General features: G+C 63.5%; 17 protein-coding genes and 1 other annotated feature. Of the genes, 5 read left to right on the top strand and 12 right to left on the bottom strand.

What is annotated here, in order from left to right:
- Positions 1–124 precede the first annotated feature (124 nt).
- A complete protein-coding gene (locus tag I6L36_RS02260; RefSeq protein ID WP_010674678.1) occupies positions 125–664 on the bottom strand; it encodes a glycine zipper 2TM domain-containing protein in 540 nt (179 codons plus the stop codon).
- A 323-nt stretch (positions 665–987) separates the two neighbouring features.
- Here I6L36_RS02260 and I6L36_RS02255 point away from each other — a divergent pair, with 323 nt between their 5' ends.
- From I6L36_RS02255 to I6L36_RS02245, 3 genes are all read left to right on the top strand, one after another.
- Positions 988–2,610 carry an acyl-CoA synthetase gene (locus tag I6L36_RS02255; protein WP_109112855.1) on the top strand — a complete coding sequence of 541 codons (1,623 nt, stop codon included), beginning with the start codon at positions 988–990 and terminating at the stop codon, positions 2,608–2,610.
- 190 nt (positions 2,611–2,800) lie between these two features.
- On the top strand, positions 2,801–3,499 hold the full coding sequence (locus I6L36_RS02250) for a YafY family protein (RefSeq protein WP_174213900.1): 699 nt from the start codon (positions 2,801–2,803) through the stop codon (positions 3,497–3,499).
- Between the two features lie 66 nt (positions 3,500–3,565).
- Positions 3,566–3,886, top strand: a complete 321-nt coding sequence (locus I6L36_RS02245; RefSeq protein ID WP_042863838.1) for a hypothetical protein — start codon at positions 3,566–3,568, stop codon at positions 3,884–3,886.
- Between the two features lie 92 nt (positions 3,887–3,978).
- Here the strand turns inward: I6L36_RS02245 and hisIE are convergent, their stop codons facing one another.
- From hisIE to hisG, 11 genes are all read right to left on the bottom strand, one after another.
- Entirely contained in the window at positions 3,979–4,614 is a 636-nt protein-coding gene (gene hisIE / locus I6L36_RS02240; RefSeq protein ID WP_029314506.1) for a bifunctional phosphoribosyl-AMP cyclohydrolase/phosphoribosyl-ATP diphosphatase HisIE, read from the bottom strand.
- Entirely contained in the window at positions 4,607–5,380 is a 774-nt protein-coding gene (gene hisF / locus I6L36_RS02235; RefSeq protein ID WP_052815017.1) for an imidazole glycerol phosphate synthase subunit HisF, read from the bottom strand. The genes hisIE and hisF overlap by 8 nt, the downstream gene beginning before the upstream one ends.
- Positions 5,381–5,558: 178 nt before the next feature.
- Positions 5,559–9,530 (bottom strand): PAS domain S-box protein, encoded by a 3,972-nt coding sequence (locus tag I6L36_RS02230; RefSeq protein WP_216986953.1) that lies wholly within the window; start codon positions 9,528–9,530, stop codon positions 5,559–5,561.
- Positions 9,527–11,680, bottom strand: coding sequence for a PAS domain S-box protein (locus I6L36_RS02225; protein WP_109112964.1), 2,154 nt, complete (start codon positions 11,678–11,680; stop codon positions 9,527–9,529). The genes I6L36_RS02230 and I6L36_RS02225 overlap by 4 nt, the downstream gene beginning before the upstream one ends.
- On the bottom strand, positions 11,673–12,782 hold the full coding sequence (locus tag I6L36_RS02220) for a two-component system response regulator (RefSeq protein WP_109112963.1): 1,110 nt from the start codon (positions 12,780–12,782) through the stop codon (positions 11,673–11,675). The genes I6L36_RS02225 and I6L36_RS02220 overlap by 8 nt, the downstream gene beginning before the upstream one ends.
- 132 nt (positions 12,783–12,914) lie before the next feature.
- Positions 12,915–13,661, bottom strand: coding sequence for a 1-(5-phosphoribosyl)-5-[(5-phosphoribosylamino)methylideneamino]imidazole-4-carboxamide isomerase (gene hisA / locus I6L36_RS02215; RefSeq protein ID WP_045524835.1), 747 nt, complete (start codon positions 13,659–13,661; stop codon positions 12,915–12,917).
- Between the two features lie 5 nt (positions 13,662–13,666).
- Complete coding sequence (gene hisH / locus I6L36_RS02210; RefSeq protein WP_039039129.1) at positions 13,667–14,290, bottom strand: imidazole glycerol phosphate synthase subunit HisH; 624 nt, start codon at positions 14,288–14,290, stop codon at positions 13,667–13,669.
- Positions 14,290–15,423: a bifunctional histidinol-phosphatase/imidazoleglycerol-phosphate dehydratase HisB gene (gene hisB / locus I6L36_RS02205; RefSeq protein WP_052815012.1), complete on the bottom strand. Its 1,134-nt coding sequence runs from the start codon at positions 15,421–15,423 to the stop codon at positions 14,290–14,292. Before hisB ends, hisH begins: the two co-directional genes overlap by 1 nt.
- Positions 15,424–15,442: 19 nt before the next feature.
- On the bottom strand, positions 15,443–16,513 hold the full coding sequence (gene hisC / locus I6L36_RS02200; protein ID WP_052815011.1) for a histidinol-phosphate transaminase: 1,071 nt from the start codon (positions 16,511–16,513) through the stop codon (positions 15,443–15,445).
- Positions 16,510–17,835, bottom strand: coding sequence for a histidinol dehydrogenase (gene hisD, locus I6L36_RS02195; RefSeq protein WP_041211399.1), 1,326 nt, complete (start codon positions 17,833–17,835; stop codon positions 16,510–16,512). Before hisD ends, hisC begins: the two co-directional genes overlap by 4 nt.
- 30 nt (positions 17,836–17,865) lie before the next feature.
- Positions 17,866–18,762, bottom strand: a complete 897-nt coding sequence (hisG, locus tag I6L36_RS02190) for an ATP phosphoribosyltransferase (RefSeq protein ID WP_041211400.1) — start codon at positions 18,760–18,762, stop codon at positions 17,866–17,868.
- 28 nt (positions 18,763–18,790) lie between these two features.
- Positions 18,791–18,915 (bottom strand) — a sequence feature (His leader region).
- A 190-nt stretch (positions 18,916–19,105) separates the two neighbouring features.
- On the opposite strand from hisG, the gene I6L36_RS02185 reads away from it, so the two are divergent.
- Entirely contained in the window at positions 19,106–19,351 is a 246-nt protein-coding gene (locus tag I6L36_RS02185) for a hypothetical protein (RefSeq protein WP_010674695.1), read from the top strand.
- Between the two features lie 61 nt (positions 19,352–19,412).
- Positions 19,413–21,332 carry an ATP-dependent DNA helicase gene (locus tag I6L36_RS02180; RefSeq protein ID WP_109112467.1) on the top strand — a complete coding sequence of 640 codons (1,920 nt, stop codon included), beginning with the start codon at positions 19,413–19,415 and terminating at the stop codon, positions 21,330–21,332.
- Positions 21,333–21,360: the final 28 nt, after the last annotated feature.

Here is a 21,360-nt window from a genome sequence, read left to right as displayed (position 1 = left end):
GGCCCCTTTCTGTTGAGAACACTTTTGTTGGGAAGACCTGTTGCAGACAAATTGGGTTGCGAAGATGAAAAAGGCCCACCGTCATGGTGGGCCTTCTTCATGGCAGGGCGCTCCTAACGGAGTATCAACCCTGCGCGTTGCTCAGTACCAGCTTGCCATCCTTGACCGGAATGGTGGGGCCGGGTTGCTTCTCCATGCGTACCACCCCTTCCTGGCCGGCGAGACGGTAGGTGACGTCATAGCCGATGGTGCGGGTGCTGCTCTCCTGCACCGTCTTGCAGCGCTGCTCCGTGGTGGTGTAGGTATCACCCGCCTGCATGTTGCCCTGCACCTGATTCCCGGCATAACCCCCTGCCACGGCACCGGCGGCGGTGGCCACCTTCTTGCCGCTGCCACCGCCAAACTGGTGGCCGACCACGCCGCCCAGGGCCGCGCCAACTACGGTACCCAGGATCTTGTGCTCGTCCTGCACCGGCTTGCGGTGGGTCAGGGTGACGTTGCGGCACTCCTGACGCGGCGTCTTGATGGTCTCGGTCACCGGCTTGCTGGCCAGCACCTCGGCAAACTGGGGCTCTGATGAAAACAGGGATCCGCTGGCGACCGCCGACAATGCCAGCGCAGAGGCTACACCGATCCCGACACCTGCCAACATGGATTTGTTCATCACTCTTCTCCTCGTACTCATACCCGTTGAGGGCTTGGGATCATTCTTCGCATTTTGCGCCGCAGGCTCAAGGCAAGGGCCACGGGATCGCGACAGGGGCTGACTGCGCAAAAAGTGACCGCGCAAAAATAGCGTCGGCGATTGGCGACAGGGGGAGCAGGGCCGAGGGCCCCTAAGACGTTTCGCTAATACCTGGGATCTGGCCCCCTTGATACCCTTTCATCCGGTTCCAGCCGGCGTCCTGGCCCCGTATCAGGGCGCAATGCCGGTCGTGGTGAACCGCGAGAGCCACCCCGTTTTGTGTCCCTGTGAGGAAGGATCCGATGACAGAGCAGAACATGTACGACGCCGGCCTTGGCAAGACGCCCGCCAATTTCGAGGCGCTGACCCCCTTGAGCTTTCTGGGGCGGGCCGCCCGGGTCTATCCCGACTATCCGGCGCTGATCCATGGGCCCCTGCGCCAGAGCTGGGCCCAGACCGAACGCCGTTGCCGCCAGCTCGCCTCGGCCCTGCGCCGTCGCGGCATTGGCGAGGGGGACACCGTCTCCATCGTCGCCCCCAATGTGCCGGCCATGTTCGAGGCGCACTTCGGGGTGCCCATGAGCGGCGCTGTGCTCAACACCATCAACACCCGGCTCGATGCGGACGCCATGGGCTTCATCTTCCAGCACGCCCAGAGCAAGATGGTGCTGGTGGACCGGGAGTTCGGCGCCGTGGTGCGAAAGGCGCTCTCTCTCATTGACAGCCAGCCCCTGGTGATCGCCATCGACGATCCCCTCTACCGGGAAGGGGTGCTGGTCGGCGAGCTCGACTACGAGGGGTTCATCGCCCTGGGGGACGGGGACGAACCCGGCTGGCTGCCGGCGGACGAGTGGCAGGCCATTTCCCTCAACTACACCTCCGGCACCACGGGGAATCCCAAGGGGGTGGTCTATCACCATCGCGGCGCCCACCTCAATGCGGTCAACAACGCCCTCTCCTGGGAGCTGCCCAAGCACCCCGTCTACCTCTGGACCCTGCCGATGTTCCACTGCAACGGCTGGTGCTTCCCCTGGACCCTGGCGGCCACCGCCGGGGTGAGCGTCTGTCTGCGCCACGTGCAGGCGGCGGCCATCTACGGGGCGCTGCGCGAGCACAAGGTGAGCCATTTCTGCGCCGCCCCCATCGTGCTCAATATGCTCAACAATGCCGATCCGGCGCTCAAGCAGGGGCTCGACCACCCCGTCAAGGCGATGACGGCGGGGGCAGCGCCGCCCGCCACCGTGATCGCCGGCATGGAGGCCATGGGGATCGCCGTGACCCATGTCTATGGCCTCACCGAAACCTATGGCCCCTGCGTGGTGTGCGAGCCGCAAAGACGCTGGCAGGGGCAGGATGCCACCACGCTCTCCCGTCTCAAGGCGCGCCAGGGGGTGGCCTCCCCCCTGCAAGGGGAGATGCGGGTCATCAACCCCGTCAGCGGCGAGCCGGTCCCCATGGATGGCAAAACCCTGGGAGAGATAGTGCTGCGGGGCAACATCGTCATGAAGGGCTACCTCAAGAACTCGGCGGCGAGCGAAGAGGCGATGGCACAGGGATGGTTTCGAAGCGGGGATCTCGCGGTCTGGCACCCGGACGGTTATGTGGAGATCAAGGACAGATCCAAGGACATCATCATCTCCGGCGGGGAGAACATCTCCAGCCTGGAGGTGGAAGACGTGCTCTATCGCCACCCCGATGTGGAAGAAGCCGCGGTGATCGCCATGCCGGACGAGACCTGGGGGGAGGTGCCCTGCGCCTTCGTCAAGCTCAAGGAGGGGCGCGAGCTCACCCAGGCCGAGCTCATCGGGTTCTGCCGCGAGCAGATGGCCCACTTCAAGGCCCCCAAGCGCATCATCTTCACCCCGCTGCCCAAGACCTCCACCGGCAAGGTGCAAAAATTCATGCTGCGCAAGCAGTTGGCGTGACGACAAAGGCGCCGTGCCATCAACGGGCCTGCGGGTCCGTTTTGTGTTGCGCGATGCAAAGAAGCAGGGCCTCGCCGGTAGCGGTCGCCAGCCAACAAGACGTGCCTTTCGAGCCCGTCCCGGCTTACCATGCCTGCCATGTCCCGCGAGCCTGAGGATGCCTGTGAGAAAATCGGATCGACTGTTTCAACTGACCAACCTGCTGCGGGCGCATCAACCCCTGACCGCCCGGGAGCTGGCGACGCGCCTGTGTGTGTCGGAGCGCACCATCTACCGCTATATCGACGATCTCTCTTTGGCGGGCATTCCGGTTTACGGGGAAGCCGGGCTGGGCTATCGGCTGAGCGAGGGGTTCGAGATGGCCCCGTTGCAACTGAGTGCGGCCGAGGTGGAGGCCCTCATCACCGGGGTGAACCTGGTGGCGGTGCTGACGGGCAAGGGGATGGCCGATCCTGCCCGCGCCCTGCTCGCCAAGATTGAGGCGGCCCTGCCCGCCAAGGAGGCTCGGGCACCTCGCGTCCCCGTGGTGCGGGTGCCGGACTATTCCACGGCGCACCCTGCATACGCTCGCTGGGACAGGTTGCACGATGCCATCACGGCCGGTCACTGGCTGCACATTGGCTACCGGGATGCCAGCGCCAGCAGGACGGAACGCCAGCTCTTTCCCCTCGGGCTCTTCTACTGGGGCGGATGCTGGACGCTCGGCGCCTGGTGTGCGCTGCGCCTGGCCTACCGGGATTTCAGGGTGGATCGCATCGACACCCTGGCGTCGTGCCGACCGGGAGAAGGGGCACCACCTGGTGCGACCCTGGCCGATTACCTTGCCCTGCGCCAGTCGGACGCGTTCCCCCCTGGGCGCAGTGGCGCCGAAAAAGTCATTCAGGACTGACACAAGGCTGTCAGTAGCCCTTCGTTATGCTGGGTTCTCCAGACCATCCACAACGGAGAAAACGAGGTGATCATCAAGGGTGACATGCAAGAGGCAGGGGGCGTCGAATTTGCCACCTTTAGGCTCAGGGAAGGGGTGACGGAGGCGGATTTGCTCGCCCTGTCACGGCGGGTCGAGTCCGAGTTTCTTGTCCAGCAATCCGGGCTCATCATGCACTGCCTGCTGCGCGGCGCCGACGGCCTCTATGCGGACGTGGTGATGGCCCCCAGCCAGTCGCTGGTGGAAGCCTACTGCCAGCAGTGGCTGCACAACGACGTGGCAGGGGAGTACCTGACCCTGCTTGACCATGACTCGGTCAACATGAGCTTCTGGACCCGTATCGGCTGAGGGCGGCGCGGGGCCTGCCATCCCCCGGCGAGGGGACAATCATGAAATGAAACGGGCCCACAGGGCCCGTTTTGTTGAACAGAATTCAATAATTACTTGGTGTGGCGCTCATGCAGGCGCTGCACCACATCCTTCAAACCCAAGCCTTCGTTTTGCAGCAAGACGGTCAGGTGGTAGAGCAGGTCAGCGGATTCGTTGATGAGCTCTTCTCTGTCTTTCGCCATGGCGGCCAGGGCCACTTCCACCCCCTCTTCACCCACCTTCTGGGCGATGCGCTTGGTGCCTTTGCCATAGAGGCTGGCGGTGTAGCTGGTGGCGGGATCTGCCCCTTTGCGTGATGCCAGGATCTGTTCGAGCTCGGCCAGGAAGCCGAGCGGCGGCACGGGGTGGCCGTCGAAGCAGGAGGGGTTGCCCAGATGGCAGGTGGGGCCGACCGGGTCGGCGGCAATGAGCAGGGAGTCCTGATCACAATCGGTGGTGATGGCGACGAGCTTGAGCACATGGCCCGAGCTCTCGCCCTTGGTCCACAGGCGCTGCTTGCTGCGGCTGAAGAAGGTGACCTGGCCGGTGGTCTGGGTCTTTTCCAGCGCCTCGCGGGTCATGAAGCCCTGCATCAGCACTTCGCCGCTGAGGGAATGCTGGACGATGGCGGGGATCATGCCCTCACACTTGGCCCAGTCCAGGCGCTCGGCCAGCGGCAATGCATTGTCTACTGCTTGATTATTCACGGATGGCGACTCCTTCGTTTTTCAGCCAGCGTTTCAATTCGGGAATGGGAATGAGGCCCTTGTGGAACACGGAGGCGGCCAGCGCCCCGTCCACGTCGGCCAGGGTAAAGGCATCGCGAAAGTGCTCCATGGCCCCGGCGCCGCCGGAGGCGATGAGGGGCACCTTGCACACGGCGCGCACCAGCTTGAGCTGCTCAAGGTCGTACCCCTGACGCATGCCGTCCTGGTTCATCACGTTGAGCACTATCTCTCCCGCGCCCCGGCGCTGCACTTCCTGTACCCACTCCAGGGTGGTCCAGGTGGTGGTGCGGGTGCGGCTCTCGTCGCCGGTATACTGTTTGACCTGATATTGACCGAGGGCGGCATCGAAGTAGGAATCGATACCCACCACCACGCACTGCACGCCGAAGCGCTCGGCGAGCCGGGTGATCAGGGTGGGATCGGCCAGGGCGGGGGAGTTGATGGAGACCTTGTCGGCACCGAATTCCAGGATCTGGCGGGCATCCTCCACGCTTTTGATGCCGCCGGCGACGCAGAAGGGGATGTCGATGACTTCCGCCACCCGGCTTACCCAGCTCTTGTCCACTACCCGTTCGTCGCTCGAGGCGGTGATGTCATAGAAGACCAGCTCATCGGCGCCCTCGGCGGCGTAGCGGCGGGCGAGGTCGACAATGCCGCCCATCACCTCGTGGTTGCGAAACTGCACGCCCTTGACCACCACGCCATCTTTGACGTCGAGACAGGGGATAATACGCTTTGACAACATGCTCATTGCTCCATGTAAAGCACGGTTAAAGAAACGTCGTTCTGCCGCCGGCGTTGGCCCGGGCGGCGGACGGGAACAGGGTTGGCATGCCTTGAACGGGGGCCCATGAAGGGAGAAACGACAGGCCCGGCAGGCCGTCTCGTCGCCTCTGGGCACCCCACTATATGCATGACTTCATTCAGTGATTCAACCCTTTGTCGCCCTTCACCTGCCCCGGATGGCAGGCTGGCGCCTCGGGGAGGGGAGCCCGATCGTCCGGGTGGGTCTCGTCCGTTGCCATATGCTGGCGCAGGGTGAGCAGGGCGGCATCAAAATCAAACGCCTTCAGTTGCCTGGTCAGGGTGTCGCTGCGAGACCCCAGCATGAGGCGAAGGGGGCCGGCATACTGCTCGTAGAGGGGGATCACGGCGGTGTCGCTTTGCACCAGCAGGGCTTCCATCTGGCCCAGCAGTTGCTGGCGCCACTGATCTCCCAGGGGCACCAGATCGGTGGTCGGGACGGCGAGATCGTCCCCGAGCAGAGCGCAAAGGGTGGCTATCTCCTCATCGATGGATGACATGAGTCCGGTTGGCTCAGTGTCGCCGCCCGCGATGGCCTGCTCCAGGGCGAGGCAGTGGCGCGACAGCTCATGTGCCCCCAGGGTGCTCGCCACGCCGCGCAGGCTGTGGGCCATGCGAGTTGCATCGCTGTGCTCCCCGGCCTGCAAGTGGCAGTGCAGCCGGGCCATGTCCTGGCCATGCTCATGGATGAAGTAGCGAAGCAGGGCCAGGTATTTCTCCTGATTGCCGTTGAGGGTCGCCAGCCCCTGGTCGAGATCCAGACCCTGGTGTGCCTGCAGGCGGGCAAGGGGGCCTGTCACGGGATGGCGAGTGCTGTCGTCCGGGTCAATCTCGGGGACCTTGCTCTGGGGCAACCAGCGCTGCAGGGCGTCAAACAGCTTGGCGGGGGTGACGGGCTTGGCAATGAAATCGTTCATGCCGGCCGACTCGCTCGCCTTTCTGTCCTCCTCGAAGGCGCTGGCGGTGAGCGCCAGAATGGGCAACCTGTCCATGCCGGGCAGGGCCCGGATGGCGCGGGTGGCGCTGTAGCCATCCATCACCGGCATCTGTATGTCCATCAGGATGAGGTCGAAGGGATGCTGGTTGACGAGGGCCAGGGCCTCCTGGCCGTTGACGGCAGTCTCGATGACGAGGCCGCTGTGGCACAGGAGCTCGAGCACCACTTCCCGGTTGATGGCGTTGTCTTCCACCAGCAGGATCCGGGCGTGGCGAGGGAAGCTGAAGGCCTGTTGGTTCCCCTGCTCGGACGGGGTCCGGGAAGGAGCGTCCTCTTTTGCCTTGAACAGCCTGGCGGTAAACCAGAAGCAGCTTCCCTGGCCTGGCTCGCTGGTGACTCCGACCTCACCCCCCATCAGGGCGGCGATCCGGCTGGTGATTGCAAGGCCAAGGCCAGTGCCGCCATATCTGCGAGTGGTGGAGACATCCGCCTGTTCGAACGCCTGGAACAGCTTCTCGCGCTGTGCAGGGGTGATGCCGATGCCGGTGTCTTCCACCTCGAAGCGCAGCAGGTAGCCGGTGGTGAGGGGGCGGGCCAGCCTGACGCGCAGGGTGACGGTTCCCTGCTCGGTGAACTTGATGGCGTTGGTCGCATAGTTGAGCAGGGCCTGGCGCAGGCGGGTGATGTCGCCGTGCACCCAGGCGGGGGTATCGCCGATGTCCGTCACTATGGTGAGCCCCTTGGCCCTGGCCTGGTCGTTCATCAGGGCGCGGACGTTGTCCAGCATGGCGGAGAGGGAGAAATCGGTCAGCTCCAGCGTCATCTTGCCCGCATCGATCTTGGAGAGATCCAGGATGTCGTTGAGGATGCTGAGCAGGTGCTGGGCGGCAGTGTCTATCTTGGTCAGCCGTTCGAGGTCGGTGGGATCCCGGGTGTCGCGCTTGAGCAGATAGGTGAGCCCCAGGATGGCATTCATGGGGGTGCGGATCTCGTGGCTCATGTTGGCAAGAAAGGCGCTCTTGGCGTGGTTGGCACTTTCGGCCCGCTGGTGGGCCTGGGCCAGCTGCCGGGTGCGCTCGTTGACCATCTCCTCCAGGTGGTAACGATACTGGTCCAGCTCCTCGCCGAGCTGCTTCTTCTCGGTGATGTCGGCCTGGACCGTGACGTAGTGGGTGATTTCGCCGCTCTCCTGGCGGATCGGCGACACCGTGGCCAGCACCTGGTAGTGGGAGCCATCCTTGCGCTGGTTGATGAATTCGCCATGCCAGCGCTGGCCGTGGTTGATGGCATCCCACAGGGCGACATAGCTGGCATCCGGGGTGAGGCCAGAGCGCAGCAGGGACGGGGTCCGGCCTATCACTTCGTGCTGCTGGTAACCGCTGGCGGCGAGGAAGGCGGGGTTGACGTACTCGATGCGCGCCCGGGTGTCGGTGATGAAGACGCCGTCAGGGCTCTGTTCGAGGGCCAGGGACAACTGGCGCAACTGCTGCTCGGCCAGCTTGCTCTGGGTGATGTCCAGATGGATGCCAAGGAGGCGCACGGGCCGCTGCTGGGCGTCCCGATAGACGCTCCCTTTGCTCACCAGCCAGCGGATGCCGCCATCTGGCAGCAGGATCCTGAACTCCAGCTCGACGGGGGCGCCGCTGACCGCCCGCTCCGCTAGCAACTGCTCGATGCGGGGCCTGTCATCCGGATGCAGGCAGGCTTGCCAGGCGGCCAGCTCGCCGAGCGCCTCGGCACTGCGGCCATAGAGGCGGGCGCATTCCGGCGAGAAGAAGAGACGGTTGCTGACCATATCCCATTCCCAGATGCCGACATGGGCCCCTTCCTGGGCCATCAGCAGGCGCTGCTCGCTCTCGCGCAGGGCGCTGCTGACGGTTTCGGCACGCACCCGTGCACTGATGGCGTCGTCCATCAGGTTCAGGGCTGCGAGGCGAGCACGACGCTGGGTATCGAGCGCCATCTGCTGATTGTGTTGCAGGCGCTGCTCTGCGAGCTTGCGCTCCGTGATATCCTGCACGGTGCCGTAGAGCTCGAGTATGGTGCCATCCCTGTCCCTGAGCGCCGCCCCGCGGGCAATGACCCAGGCGGTCTCCCCCTGCTCCGTGATCACTTCGGCATCGCACTCGTAGGGCTGCCCGTCCATCCTGCAGCGCTCGACGGCCTGGGCCACCGTGTGCCACCCCTCCTGAGTGAAGTATTTTCTGACCTCGGGATAGACGGCAGGGGGGAGGGCCGGATCCCGGCCATAGATGCGATAGATCTCCGGTGACCAGAAGTGGCTGTCATCGGCCACGCGCCAGCGCCAGTTCCCTATCTTGGCGAGACGCTGGGACTCGCGCAGTATGGCTTCGTTGCGGCGCAGCGCCTCCTCGGTCTCCTTGTTCTGCCGGTTGTCCTCGATGATGGAGATGAAGTAGTCGGGATTGCCTTCGGCGTCGCGCACCAGGGCCACCGTCAGAGTGGTCCAGATGATCTCGCCCCCCTTGTGCAGGTAGCGCTTCTCCAGGGTGTAGTGGGGGATAGTTCCCGCCAGCACCCGGGCCACATGGGCCTCATCGAGGTAGAGATCGTCCGGGTGGGTCAACTGCTGGAACGTCATCCCGGTGAGCTCGTCGGCCCGGTAGCCCAGGATGTGGCACAGCCGCTGATTGACACGCAGCCAGTGTCCATCGGGGGAGACCAGGGCGATGCCGACCGCTGCCTGTTCGAAGGTGACCTGGAAGCGGTTCTCGCTCTGCTGCAACTGGTTCTGGGTGTTCATCAGCTCCTGCCAGCGCAGGACCTCTCTGGCCCGGGCGCGATGAAAGGCGGCACTGAGAACGCTGATGAGCAGACCGTTGGCGATGAGCAGGCACCATTGCACCAGATCCTGGCCAGCCTCGACACTCAGTGAATAAATGGGGGGGAGCATGAAATAGCTGGTGACCAGGGCGGTGATCAGGGTGCAGAGCAGACCTGGCAACAAGCCCCCCAACAGGGCGCAAACGATGATGGGCAGCATGAAGAGAACCAGCAGCGGTCGCTCACCAAAGGCGATGGGCAGCTGGACACGGATTTGCAACATCAGAACGGGCAGCAGCACGGCCAGCAGGGAGATCCCCCAGCGCTGGGTGGAGGGGCGCACATGCCACAGGGGTGACCAGCTCATCATGGGAGATCCTCCGGTGGCATGGGGGCCTGGGGATAGGGGGGCGGCACTCCGAGCCGACGGGAGAGCCCGTTGATCTGGTGCTTGAGGGCCAGCATGGCGAGCTCCCTGTCTACCATCACCTTGTTGAACCGCTCCAGCTCATGGTTCTGCTGGCGCAGCTCGCTGGCCTGGCGGGTCAGGGCCTGTTCAACCTGCTCCCGTTCGGTGACATCGAGCAGAATGCCGATGATGGCGGGCTGGCCGAGGTAGTCGACGCGCCGCCCGTACAGCTCGATCTCCAGGGATTCCCCGTGCTGATGCAGGGCACTGAAGCGGGTGTGGATATCGCGCGCGTCCTGCTCGCACGCGTGCACCAGCTCGGCAACCCTGGTGCTGTCCTTGGGAGCGGCAAGGGCGTGCAACTGGCCAACGGCGATCAGCGCCCCCGGGGTGTCATAGCCAAACAGTCGGGCAAAACAGGGGTTGATGTAGCAGAGCCGACCCTGCTGGATGATGTAGATCCCGGCAAGGGATTGCTCCACCAGTGCACGGAACAGCCCCTCCCGCTCTCGCAAGTCGGCCTCGGCCCGTTTGAAGTCCGTGATGTCCCGAGAGATGCCGAAGATCCCGATCACCTGCCCCTCGCTGTCTTGCAAGGGGCCTTTGGTTGCGAGAAACACATGCTCGCCATCGGGCAGGGTCAGGTACTCCTCCTCGGTCTGCACCCGGTTGCGCTCTATGACCTGGCGCCCGGATGCCATCAGCATCTGCGCCTGCTGCGGCGGGAAGAGCGTCAGATCATCCTGGCCCAGCACCTCGTCAACCGGCTTGCCGACAAACTGGCTGGCGGCCCGGTTGAAGAGGATGTATCTGCCCTCCTTGTTCTTGGCGAAGATGGCGTCTTCCGAGCTGTCGGCGATGGCGGAGAGCAGTTGCAACGCCTCCAGCCGCTGGGACTGGGAATGCTGAAGCTGCTCGGCCATCTGCAGCCGGGTGTGCTGGCGCAGCAGGATGATGCCGGCGTTGGTGACAAAGAGCACCAGCAGGCCGATGAGACCGATCCAGACGCTCTCCTTGAAGGTGGCCTGGTAGAGTTCCGCCTTGTCGATCTTGGCCAGCAGGTACCAGTCCGTGTTCATGACCGGATAGACAACCCCGAAGACCTCGCTGCCCCGGTAATCCTGGCCATAGAGTACCTGGGGCATGCCGCGTTCGGCGAGCCGCAAATACTGGGCAGCCAGCAGGGTGGGGTGGGTGACGGGATAGTGCAGGGTGAGAGCCGGTTCCGGGCGATAGCGCAGGCTACTCAGATAGTGGACCTGATCCCCCTGCTGGCGAAACAGAATGGCTTCTCCACTGCTGTCTGGGACGGGCCAGGACCCCAGGATCTGATCGAGCCAGCGATTTGCGCTTATCTGCATCACCAGCACGGGGGCAGGTCCTGCAGCAACCTCCAGATTGACCAGAAAGTCCAGCCTGGCGTGACCGCGATCATCGAGATAGGGACCAAGACGCATGACGTTGCCCTGCTCGAGCCGTGGCAGGGCGTCACGCAACGTGGCATTCATGGTGTCGCCACCCGGGGTATGCCACAGGGGCTGTCCGGCAGGATTGAACACGGCCGCACCGTGAAATCCGCGTACCGAGATGAATTCGAGCAGCCTTGCCAGTGGTGGCGTGATCGCTTCGGGTGAGGATGGTGCTTGTCCGGGACGATAGAAATCAGTACTGCCCAGACCCTTTATGAGCTGGTGAATATCCTGCTCGTGGGTTCCGAGCCACTCGGTGACGCGCTGGCTCTTGAGATCCGCGATGGCTTCGAGACGAGCCACCTCCTTGTTGCGTGCCAGTTCGATGTTGCGGGCGATGGCCATGGCGGTCAGGGCCAAAATGAGCCCGTTGAGCAACAGGAAGGGGATCCATTGACGCCGCGTAAAGACAGGTGTGCTGCCGGTGGTGTCAATGCGACGACGCAGCATGGCATAAAGCATGAGGGCCGTGATGAGGATGAAGAGCCAGCCCTTGATGGTGCTTGCCATGGCAAACTGGGCAGGGGTGCTGAACAGCCACTCCACCGCCTTGTCGGAGAGCAGGATCCATAGGCTTGCCACGGCGGCATAGGTGAGCACGACGTTGAGCACATGTGCCCGGGTCAGGGGAGCCTCAGCCATCCACGGCCTCGCTGCCATCCTGGTAGCGTTCGGCAATGGTGACGAACGCGTCGAAATGGCGATCGAAGGCGGTCACGACATCGGGATCGAAATGGTGGCCGCTGCCGGAGAGGATGAGGGCGCGAGCCTCGTCGTAGCTCATGGCCGGCTTGTAGACCCTGGCGCAGATGAGGGCGTCAAACACGTCTGCCAGCGCCATCAGGCGGGCCGAGAGGGGTATGGCGTCCCCTTGCAAGCCATCCGGGTAGCCGCTGCCATCCCACTTCTCGTGGTGCCAGTGGGCGATCTCCTTGGCCAGGGTGAGGAAGGCCAGGGGCTGCTCCATGTCCTGTTCGGCCTCCTCGATGGCATCGCTGCCGAGCTTGGCGTGGGTGCGCATGATCTGCCACTCCTCCGGGGTCAGCTTGCCCGGCTTGAGCAGGATGTGGTCGGGAATGCCCACCTTGCCGATATCATGAAGCGGTGCGGAGCGGCTCAGCAGATCGATGTAACCCGGGCTCAGGGTATCGGCGAAACGGGGGTGATCAGCCAGGGCGCTCGCCAGCAGACGCACATAGCCCTGGGTGCGCAGGATATGGTTGCCGGTTTCGGGGTCGCGGATCTCCGCCAGATGGGCGAGGGCGCGGATGGAGACCTGCTGGATCAGGTCGTTTTCCGCCATTCGCCGCGCGACCTCGGCTTCCAGCGCCGCATTCTGGTTTTGCAGACCGTCACGGGCCTGCTTGGCCTCCAGCTGGGTACGCACCCGGGCCTGAACGACCACCGGTTTGATGGGCTTGGTGATGTAATCAGCGGCGCCGAGGGAGAGGCCGAACTCCTCGCTCTGGGGGTCGGCGAGGGCGGTGAGCAGAACGACGGGAATACGGCTGCTGATCGGGGACTGACGCAATTGCCTGAGCACTTCATAACCATCCATGCCGGGCATCATCACATCCAGCAGGATGAGGTCAGGCTTTGGATCCGCGCTGACGATGCGCAGGCATTTTTCCCCGCTCTGCGCAGCCAGCACGCGGTAATGAGGCGAAAGCAATTCGGTCAGTACCATCAGATTTTCGGGTGAGTCGTCGACGATCAGGATGGTGGCGTTGTGAGGTGTCAACATATGTCTTCCATGACGCTATCCCTGTGAGGTCGAGTATAGAGCCAATTGCTGCCAAATCATAAGGTTCGCCCCCATCGGGGAGAAAGAGGCCTGCCCGGATGGGCAGGCTGTCTGATGCCGGAAAGGGGCGCGTCACGCAGCGCGGCCGTCACCCCAGCAGTGAATGGCTTCTGCCACGTCAAACTTGCCCTCCAGCAGGGCACGGCCGAGGATGATCCCCTTGACGCCGGTTCCCTTGAGCGCCTCGATATCCGCCAGACCGCCGATACCGCCGGACGCCTGGAAGCCGACGCTCGGGTAGCGGGCGCAGAGATCCCGGTAGAGTTCGACGTTGGTGCCCGCCAGGGTACCGTCCCGGCTGATGTCGGTGCAGAGCACATGCCTGAGTCCGGCGGGGAGGAAGCGCTCGATCAGCGCCTCGATGGAGATGCCGCTGTTCTCCTGCCAGCCAGCCACTGCGATGTGGCGGTTGCCCTGTTCATCGATGTTGACATCCAGGGCCAGCACGATGCGCTCGGGACCATATTTCTCCATCCAGCTGGCCACCAGATCCGGGGATTTGACGGCGGTGGAACCGATCACCACCCGGCTGGCGCCGGCCGCCAGCAAGTCGGCCACATCCTGTTCGCTGCGCACGCCGCCGCCGACCTGCACCGGTGCCTCGGTGGCGGACAGCAGCTGGGCGATGAGGGCCAACTGGCGGGCCTTGGCATCCTTGGCGCCGTCCAGATCCACCAGGTGCAGCTGCGCCGCCCCCTGGCTGACATAGTCATCGAAGCGGGCCTGCGGGTTGTCGCTGTAGGCGGTTTTCTGGCCGTAGTCGCCCTGGTAGAGGCGCACGACCTGACCGTTGATAAGGTCGATTGCGGGAATAATCATGCCTGTCATAGCTCCAGAAAGTTTTGCAGTAGGCGGGCACCGGCCGGGCCGGATCGCTCCGGGTGGAATTGGGCGCCAAAGAAGTTGTCCCGCCCGACGATGGCGGTAAAGGGCAGGCCGTAGTCGCAGGTCGCCAGGGTCGCGTCGGTCACCTCCAGCGCATAGGAGTGGACAAAGTAGAAGTAGCTGCCGCTGGGGATGCCTTTGAGTAGCGGGTGGGTCTCGTCGTGTTCAATCTGGTTCCAGCCCATGTGGGGCAGGCGCAGGTTGCCCACCTCCATCAGGCGGATCCTGCCAGGCACGATGCCGAGGCAGTCGATGAGCGCTCCTTCGCTGCCATCGGCGCTCATGTTCTCTTCCGAGGCCTGTGCCAGCATCTGCATGCCGAGGCAAAAACCGAGCAGCGGCTGCTTGGCGGCGCGAATGAGGGGCACCAGTTCCCGCTCATTGAGGTTCTTCATGGCGGCGATGGCAGTGCCGACGCCGGGCAGGATCAGCTTGTCGGCCTGCTCGATGTCGGCGGCCTTGCAGCTCACCCTGGGCTGCACGCCGAGGCGCTCGAACGCCATGCGCACCGAGGCGAGATTGGCGCAGCCGGTGTCGATGATGACCAGGTTCTGTTTCCCCATCACAGCACCCCCTTGCTGGAGGGAAGCTCGCTCCCTTCCACGCGAATGGCCTGGCGCAGGGCGCGGCCAAAGCCTTTGAACAGCGCTTCCACCTGGTGGTGGGTGTTGCCGCTGCCCACCTTCATCTGCAAGGTGATGGCCATGGCGTCAGAGAGGGAGCGGAAGAAGTGGGGCACCATCTCGGTGGCCATCTCTCCCACGCTGTCGCGACCAAAGCCGCTCGGGCAGTCGAACACGAAGTAGGGACGGCCGCTCAGATCCAGCGCCGTGGCCACGTCCAGCTCGGTCAGCGAGGTGTTGTCAGCCTCCTGGCGGGGACGCCCGTCGATCACCGCCTGCACCTCGTCCATCGCCAGCACGAAGCCGAAGCGGCCGATGCCGCGCTTGTTGCCAAGGGCCTGGCGCAGGGCTTGACCCAGCGCCAATCCCACATCTTCCACCGTGTGGTGATCGTCGATGTGCAGATCGCCGCTCACTTTGAGCTTGAGGCGAAAGCCCGCGTGGGTCGCTATCTGATCCAGCATGTGATCGAAGAAGCCGATGCCGGTGGCGATCTGGTTGCCACCGCTCTTGTCGAGATCCACCGCCACCTGGATGCGGGTCTCCTTGGTGTAGCGCTCCACCTCGGCCACGCGCCCCTTGGAGAGCAGCTGATCACGAATGACAGTCCAGCCGTGATCTTGCGGGTGGTAACGTATGCTGCGGATGCCCATGTTCTCGGCAAGCTGGATGTCGGTCTGTCTGTCGCCAATCACGAAGGAGTTGGCAAAGTCGATGCGGCCCGAGGCGAGATACTCCTTCACCAGCCCAAGGTGAGGCTTGCGGCAGCTGCAACCGTCGGTAGGGAAGTGTGGACAGATCAGCACTTGCTCCCAGGTAACACCCTGGGATTCGAAGAGGTGCATCATCAGGTCGTGGGGCGGCTGGAAGTGTTCAAGGGGCAGGCTGGCGGTGCCGAGCCCATCCTGGTTGGTCACCATCACCAGCACGTAGCCGGCGGCCTGGAGCTCACGCAGCACAGGTATCACCATGGGCTCGAAGCGCAGCTTCGCAAGGCTGTCCACCTGCTTGTCGGTGACCGGCTCCTCGATCAGGGTGCCGTCACGGTCGATAAACAAAAACGGGGTTTTCATCGCTACATCCTTGCTTGTCTTACAGAGAGGGTGGGGGCAGGTCACGCAGCACGGCCAGCACGGCGTCCATTTCGCCCTGATAGCCGATGGTGATGCGGATGCTGTTGTCAAGGCCAGGCTTGCTGGAGAAATCACGCAAGATGATGCCGGCGGCCTTCATGGCGGCGAACACGGCGGCGCCATCTTTGAAGCGCACCAGCACGAAGTTGCCCTTGTCCTCGAACACTTCCTTGACGCAGGGCAGACGAAGCAGCTCCGCCTTGATGAGCGCCTTTTGCTTGTTGAGTTCCAGCACCCGCTCCTGCATCAGTTCCAGCCCCATGGGAGAGAGCGCCTGGGCGGCAATCTGGGCGATGGGGTCGGGAATGGGGTAGGGCGCGATCACCTTGGCCAGCATGGCAATCACCTCGGGATCCCCCAAAGTAAAGCCGCAGCGGATCCCTGCCAGGGCAAAGGCCTTGGAGAGGGTACGGGTCACCACCAGGTTCGGGTATTGGGCGAGCAGGTCCACCACAGAGGCCTCCGGGCAGAATTCGATGTAGGCCTCGTCCACGACGATGATGGCGCGGTCCCGGGCCTTCTCCAGCAGGGCGACGAGTCCCTTGCGGCCCACCAGATCCCCGGTGGGATTGTTGGGGGAGCAGAGGAACACCAGCTTCACGTCAGAGAGGCGATCGGCGATGGCGGGCCAGTCCGGCTGACGGCTGGCGGTCAATGGCTGCTCGACAATCCCCACGCCACAGGTCTCGGCGCTGATGGCGTACATGCCGTAGGTGGGGGGGCAGATGAGGATCTGATCTTCCCCCGCCTCGCAGAAGGTGCGGATCAAGAGCTCGATGGCCTCGTCGGCACCGCGGCTTACCAGCACCTGATCCGGATTGACCCCGGCGTAGGCGGCATAGCCATTCACCACCTCGGCCGGCTGGCACTCGGGATAGCGGTTGAGGCGACTCCCCTCGACGGTGAAGGGATAGGCCAGGGGGGCCTCGTTGGCATTGAGCCAGACGTGGCCCTGGCCGCCGATGCGGCGCGCGGACTGGTAGGGAGTGAGAGCCCGTACAACGCGACGGGCCAGATTGACGATGCTCATGACAAATCCTTCTGCTGTGCTGTTTGTTGGGGCTCGGCGGCCAGGGCGTTCAACCTGAGGGTGACGGCATGCTTGTGGGCATCGAGCCCCTCGGCCTGGGCGATGCGCTGGACAATGGGGCCAAGGCCGCGAATGCCGTCTGCAGTGAGCTCTTGAACCGTGTAGCGGCGCTGATAGTCAGCAAGCCCCAGGCTCGAGCAAGTGCGGGCATAGCCGTAGGTGGGCAGAGTGTGGTTGGTGCCGCTGGCGTAATCACCGACCGACTCCGGTGTCCATGCCCCGAGGAAGATGGAGCCCGCGTTCTCGAGCTTGTCCAGCAGATCCCGGGGTGCCCGGGTCTGCACGATGAGGTGTTCCGGTGCATAGGCGTTGGAGATGGCGCAGGCCTCCTCCAGGTTGTCGCAGAGGATCACCAGGCTTGCCTTCAGGGCTTGCTCGGCGATGTCGCGGCGGCTGAGGTCGGCGAGTTGCGCCTGGATCTCGCTGCCGATGGCATCGGCCAGGGAAGCGGAGGTGGTGACCAGCACCACCTGGCTGTCGGGGCCGTGCTCGGCCTGGGAGAGCAGATCCGATGCCACGAAGGCCGGGTTGGCGCTCTCGTCTGCGATCACCAGCACCTCGGAGGGGCCGGCTGGCATGTCGATGGCGGCGCCCCGCCAGTCACGGGAAACCTGGCCCTTGGCTTCGGTCACATAGGCGTTGCCCGGGCCGAAGATCTTGTCCACCTTGGGGATGGTTTGCGTGCCATAGGCCATGGCCGCGATGGCCTGGGCGCCGCCGATGGCGAACACCTGACGGACGCCACAGGCGCGGGCGGCAAACAGGATCTCGTCGCTCGCCGGAGACGGGGTACAGAGCACCACCTCACGGCAACCGGCCAGGCTTGCCGGAATGGCCAGCATCATCACGGTGGAGGGGAGCGGCGCGCTGCCTCCCGGGACATAGAGGCCGACCCGGCTGATGGGTTGGGTGCGCAGCTCGCACAGTACCCCGGGCTGGGTTTCGACTCGGACGACGGGCTGTACCTGGGCGGCGTGGAAGGTACGGATATTGGCGATGGCGGCCTCGATGGCACCCTTGATGTCATCACCGAGTCGAGCGCAGGCGGCATCCACTTCCGCGTCGCTCACCCGAAGCTGTTCGCGGGGCGCGCGTTCGAAACGCTGGCTCAGCTCGCGCAGGGCCTCATCGCCCCGGCTACGTACCGCGGCAATGATGTCTCGCACCACGGTACCGATGTCGGCTTCGTCGCCAAGGGCGGGCCGGGTCAGGACCTCGGCTTGCCGGGCGGGGGAGAGGGTCTTCCAGATCAGGGTCTGCATGATGTGTCTTCCTTATTCCATCATCTCGGCTTATTCCATCATCTTTTCAATGGGCAGCACCAGGATGGAGCTGGCACCCAGGGCCTTGAGCTGTTCCATGGTCTCCCAGAACAGGGTTTCGCTGGAGACGACGTGCAGGGCCACCTGGTTGGTGTCACCGGCGAGCTGCATGATGGTGGGACGCTCCGCCCCCGGCAGCAGATCGGTGATGGCATCGAGCTTGTCTTTGGGGGCGTGCAGCATGATGTATTTGCTTTCGCGCGCCTGCTGCATCCCCTGGATGCGGGGCAGCAGCTTGTCGATGAGTTTCTGCTTGGCATCGTTCAGGGGGTTGGGAGCCTGCACCAGGACGGCCTTGGAGCGGTAGATCACCTCGACCTCTTTCAGGCCGTTGGCTTCCAGGGTCGCGCCGGTGGAGACCAGATCGCAGATGGCATCGGCCAGACCCGCGCGGGGGGCCACTTCCACCGAGCCACCCAGCATCACGCTCTTGAAGCCCAGGCCCTTCTCGTCGAAGAAGCGCTTGAGCAGACCGGGGTAGGAGGTGGCGATGCGCTTGTCGGCCAGGCTCTCGGGTCCTGTGTAGTTGACATCGTCCGGCACCGCCAGAGAGAGGCGGCAGCCGCCGAAGTCGAGCTGCTTGAGGGTCTTCACCGCAAAGGGCTGCCCCTGGGCTGCGCGAATGAGCTGCACCTCTTCGAGAACGTTCTCGCCGATGATGCCAAGATCGACCACCCCTTCCATCACCAGACCCGGGATGTCGTCATCACGCACTCGCAGAATGTCGATGGGCATGTTCTCGACATGGGCGATGAGGCGCTGTTCCCGCAGGTTGATCTTGAGGCCGCAGCTCTTGAAGAGGGCCTGGGAATCCTGGCTCAAACGACCGGATTTTTGCATGGCGATGCGCAGACGTTGTGTTTCCATTGCTCGATTTCCTTCTAGTCAAAAACGAAAAAACCCTCGGAAGTATGTGCTTCCGAGGGTTCATGAATCTTGCGGTCCTTTTGGAAGTCACCAGTTAAGTGTCTTCCAGCAGTCAACCTCCTGAAAGACTATTCGGGATGATGATGGTGATGATGAGTCTTCAGGGTGGTGAACTTCATGATGTAATGAATCCTTTACAAATCAGATGCCGTTGTTGACGCCCGATTTAAACTACCTGCCTTGACAGAAAATGCAACCGAAAAATGTGATCCGGACGATTAAAGTTGAGAAAACGGTTTTCTGGTCGATAACTAGACAATGAGATGCCAAAGGAGGCGACATCATGCCCAGCCAGGACCTGTTATTTCCCATCCTGCCCCGCGCACCCTCGACACCGAGCCCGGATGACATCAAGCGGGAGGTGACCCAGATCAGCCAGAAACATCAGCTGCGCAAGATAGGCACCGACAATGGCGGCGGTGGCCAGCATCACCAGCAGAGAGAGCAGCCGCCAAAGCCTGATCAACCAGCGGTGCAGGATGATGATCACAAACCGGATCCGGACCACCGGATTGATCTCTTCGTCTGAACGCATTATCAGTCCCGCTTTTTCCGCGCTTTTGGCATAATGCCCGCTTTTGCAGCGGGACATGCCTTTGACCATCATCCAGACCCTGTTCAAGCCAGACGGCCCCCTGGCCCGCCATATCGACGGCTTCAAGGCCCGTGCCCCGCAACTGGAGATGGCCGAGGCGGTGTCGCGCGCCATCAAGCAAGGTGGCCGCTTGCTGGTGGAGGCTGGAACGGGCACTGGCAAAACCTATGCCTATCTGGTGCCTGCGCTGGAATCCGGCAAGCGGGTGGTGATCAGTACCGGGTCCAAGAACCTGCAAGAGCAGCTCTTCTATCGGGATCTGCCCACCATCACGGGGGCGCTTCACTACACCCCGCCGGTGGCACTGCTCAAGGGGCGCAGCAATTATCTCTGCATCGAGCGGATGAACCGGCTGTTGAGTGAATCCCATCTGCAAAAGCCCGAGATCCTGAGCGATCTCGTGAAGGTCAAATCCTGGTCGACTGCCACCGACAACGGCGATGTGGGGGATATCCCGGGGCTACAGGAGAACGCCGAGATCCTTGCCCACGTCACCAGCACCAACGACAACTGCCTGGGTCGCGACTGCCCCTATTACGATGATTGTCACCTGGTCATCGCCCGGCGCCGTGCCATGGACGCCCAGGTGGTGGTGATCAACCACCATCTCTTTTTCGCCGACATGGCGGTCAAAGACACCGGCTTTGGCGAGCTGGTGCCCGAGGTGCAGGTCTATGTCTTCGACGAGGCGCACCAGCTGCCCGAGATCGCCAGCCACTACTTCGGCAAGTCCGTGGGCAGTCGCACCATCCAGGATTTGGCGCAGGATATCCAGCTCGCCTACCGGGCAGAGGCTCATGACATGGCCCAGCTTGGCAAGACGGCGGACAGGCTCGCCATTGCCAGTCAGGATTTGCGCCTTGCCTTCGGCGTGGAGGGGGGGCGCGGCAACACCCGGGATCTGCTGAGACAATCCCTCTGGGCCCAGGCGCTGGCCCGCCTCAACGATGCCATCGGGCTCTGTTATGAAGTGCTGAAACTGGCGCTCGGGCGAGGGGAGCAGCTGGATCATTGTTTCGAGCGCATCAGCGAGCTGCGTACCCGCCTTGGGGAGGTGCTGGCGGTCAACCAGACCGGTTTCTCCTACTGGTATGACTGTTCGCGTCTGCACTTTACCCTCAATCTGACGCCGCTGTCGGTCGCCGAGCGCTTCGGTGCCGAGGTGCAGCGCCCCGAGGTGGCCTGGGTCTTCACCTCGGCCACCTTGACGGTGGACAATCGCTTCGCCCACTTCGTCGCCGAGATGGGGCTGGCCGGCAGCGCCGAACTCATTCTCGACAGTCCGTTCGATTACGCCGAGCAGGCGCGCCTGTGCGTACCCCGTTTCCTGCCAGAGCCCAATGCCTTCGGGCGCGGGGAGCAGCTGGCGACCCTGATGATCCCCCTCATCAACAAGACGCCAGGGGGGTGCTTCTTCCTCTGCACCAGCCATCAGGTGATGCGCCAGGTGGCTGAGGTGCTGCGCCGGGAAATCGGCCGCACCGTCCTGCTGCAAGGGGAAGACAACAAGCAGCGGCTGCTCAAGACCTTCGTGGAAAACGGTCGGGCCGTGCTGGTGGCCACCAGCAGTTTCTGGGAGGGGATAGACGTGCGGGGGGCGGCATTGTCCTGTGTTATCATCGACAAACTGCCTTTTGCTAGCCCGGACGATCCCCAGCTCAAGGCACGGGTGGAGGATTGCAAGCTCAAGGGGGGGGATCCCTTTGCCGAGCTGCAGTTGCCCAAGGCGGTGATTGCCCTCAAGCAGGGGGTGGGGCGGCTCATCCGTGATCGCAGTGATCACGGCGTACTGGTTATTTGTGATCCTCGGGTGGTCAACAAGCCCTATGGCGCCACCTTCATCAAGAGCCTGCCTGCCATTCCACGGACCCGGGAGCTGGCGACCCTGGGAGAATTTTTCGGACCACGGGAGTGAGTCCGCCGCGCCGGGGCTGATTGCCCCG

The sequence above is a fragment of the Aeromonas sp. FDAARGOS 1406 genome (assembly GCF_019048565.1).
Taxonomy (GTDB): Bacteria; Pseudomonadota; Gammaproteobacteria; order Enterobacterales; family Aeromonadaceae; genus Aeromonas; species Aeromonas caviae.
The sequence above is the reverse complement of the archived record's forward strand: the minus strand, read 5'-3'. Positions and strand labels throughout refer to the sequence as shown.

What these genes read in the sequence shown, in the direction of transcription:
- hisC (WP_052815011.1), bottom strand. Translation starts at nt 16,513, where the DNA reads ATGAGCATCGTCAATCTGGCCCGTCGCGTTGTACGGGCTCTCACTCCC.
- hisG (WP_041211400.1), bottom strand. Translation starts at nt 18,762, where the DNA reads ATGGAAACACAACGTCTGCGCATCGCCATGCAAAAATCCGGTCGTTTG.
- hisB (WP_052815012.1), bottom strand. Translation starts at nt 15,423, where the DNA reads ATGAAAACCCCGTTTTTGTTTATCGACCGTGACGGCACCCTGATCGAG.
- hisD (WP_041211399.1), bottom strand. Translation starts at nt 17,835, where the DNA reads ATGCAGACCCTGATCTGGAAGACCCTCTCCCCCGCCCGGCAAGCCGAG.
- I6L36_RS02220 (WP_109112963.1), bottom strand. Translation starts at nt 12,782, where the DNA reads ATGTTGACACCTCACAACGCCACCATCCTGATCGTCGACGACTCACCC.
- hisA (WP_045524835.1), bottom strand. Translation starts at nt 13,661, where the DNA reads ATGATTATTCCCGCAATCGACCTTATCAACGGTCAGGTCGTGCGCCTC.
- I6L36_RS02230 (WP_216986953.1), bottom strand. Translation starts at nt 9,530, where the DNA reads ATGATGAGCTGGTCACCCCTGTGGCATGTGCGCCCCTCCACCCAGCGC.
- I6L36_RS02180 (WP_109112467.1), top strand. Translation starts at nt 19,413, where the DNA reads ATGCCTTTGACCATCATCCAGACCCTGTTCAAGCCAGACGGCCCCCTG.
- I6L36_RS02225 (WP_109112964.1), bottom strand. Translation starts at nt 11,680, where the DNA reads ATGGCTGAGGCTCCCCTGACCCGGGCACATGTGCTCAACGTCGTGCTC.
- hisH (WP_039039129.1), bottom strand. Translation starts at nt 14,290, where the DNA reads ATGGGGAAACAGAACCTGGTCATCATCGACACCGGCTGCGCCAATCTC.
- I6L36_RS02260 (WP_010674678.1), bottom strand. Translation starts at nt 664, where the DNA reads ATGAACAAATCCATGTTGGCAGGTGTCGGGATCGGTGTAGCCTCTGCG.
- I6L36_RS02185 (WP_010674695.1), top strand. Translation starts at nt 19,106, where the DNA reads ATGCCCAGCCAGGACCTGTTATTTCCCATCCTGCCCCGCGCACCCTCG.
- hisF (WP_052815017.1), bottom strand. Translation starts at nt 5,380, where the DNA reads ATGTTGTCAAAGCGTATTATCCCCTGTCTCGACGTCAAAGATGGCGTG.
- I6L36_RS02255 (WP_109112855.1), top strand. Translation starts at nt 988, where the DNA reads ATGACAGAGCAGAACATGTACGACGCCGGCCTTGGCAAGACGCCCGCC.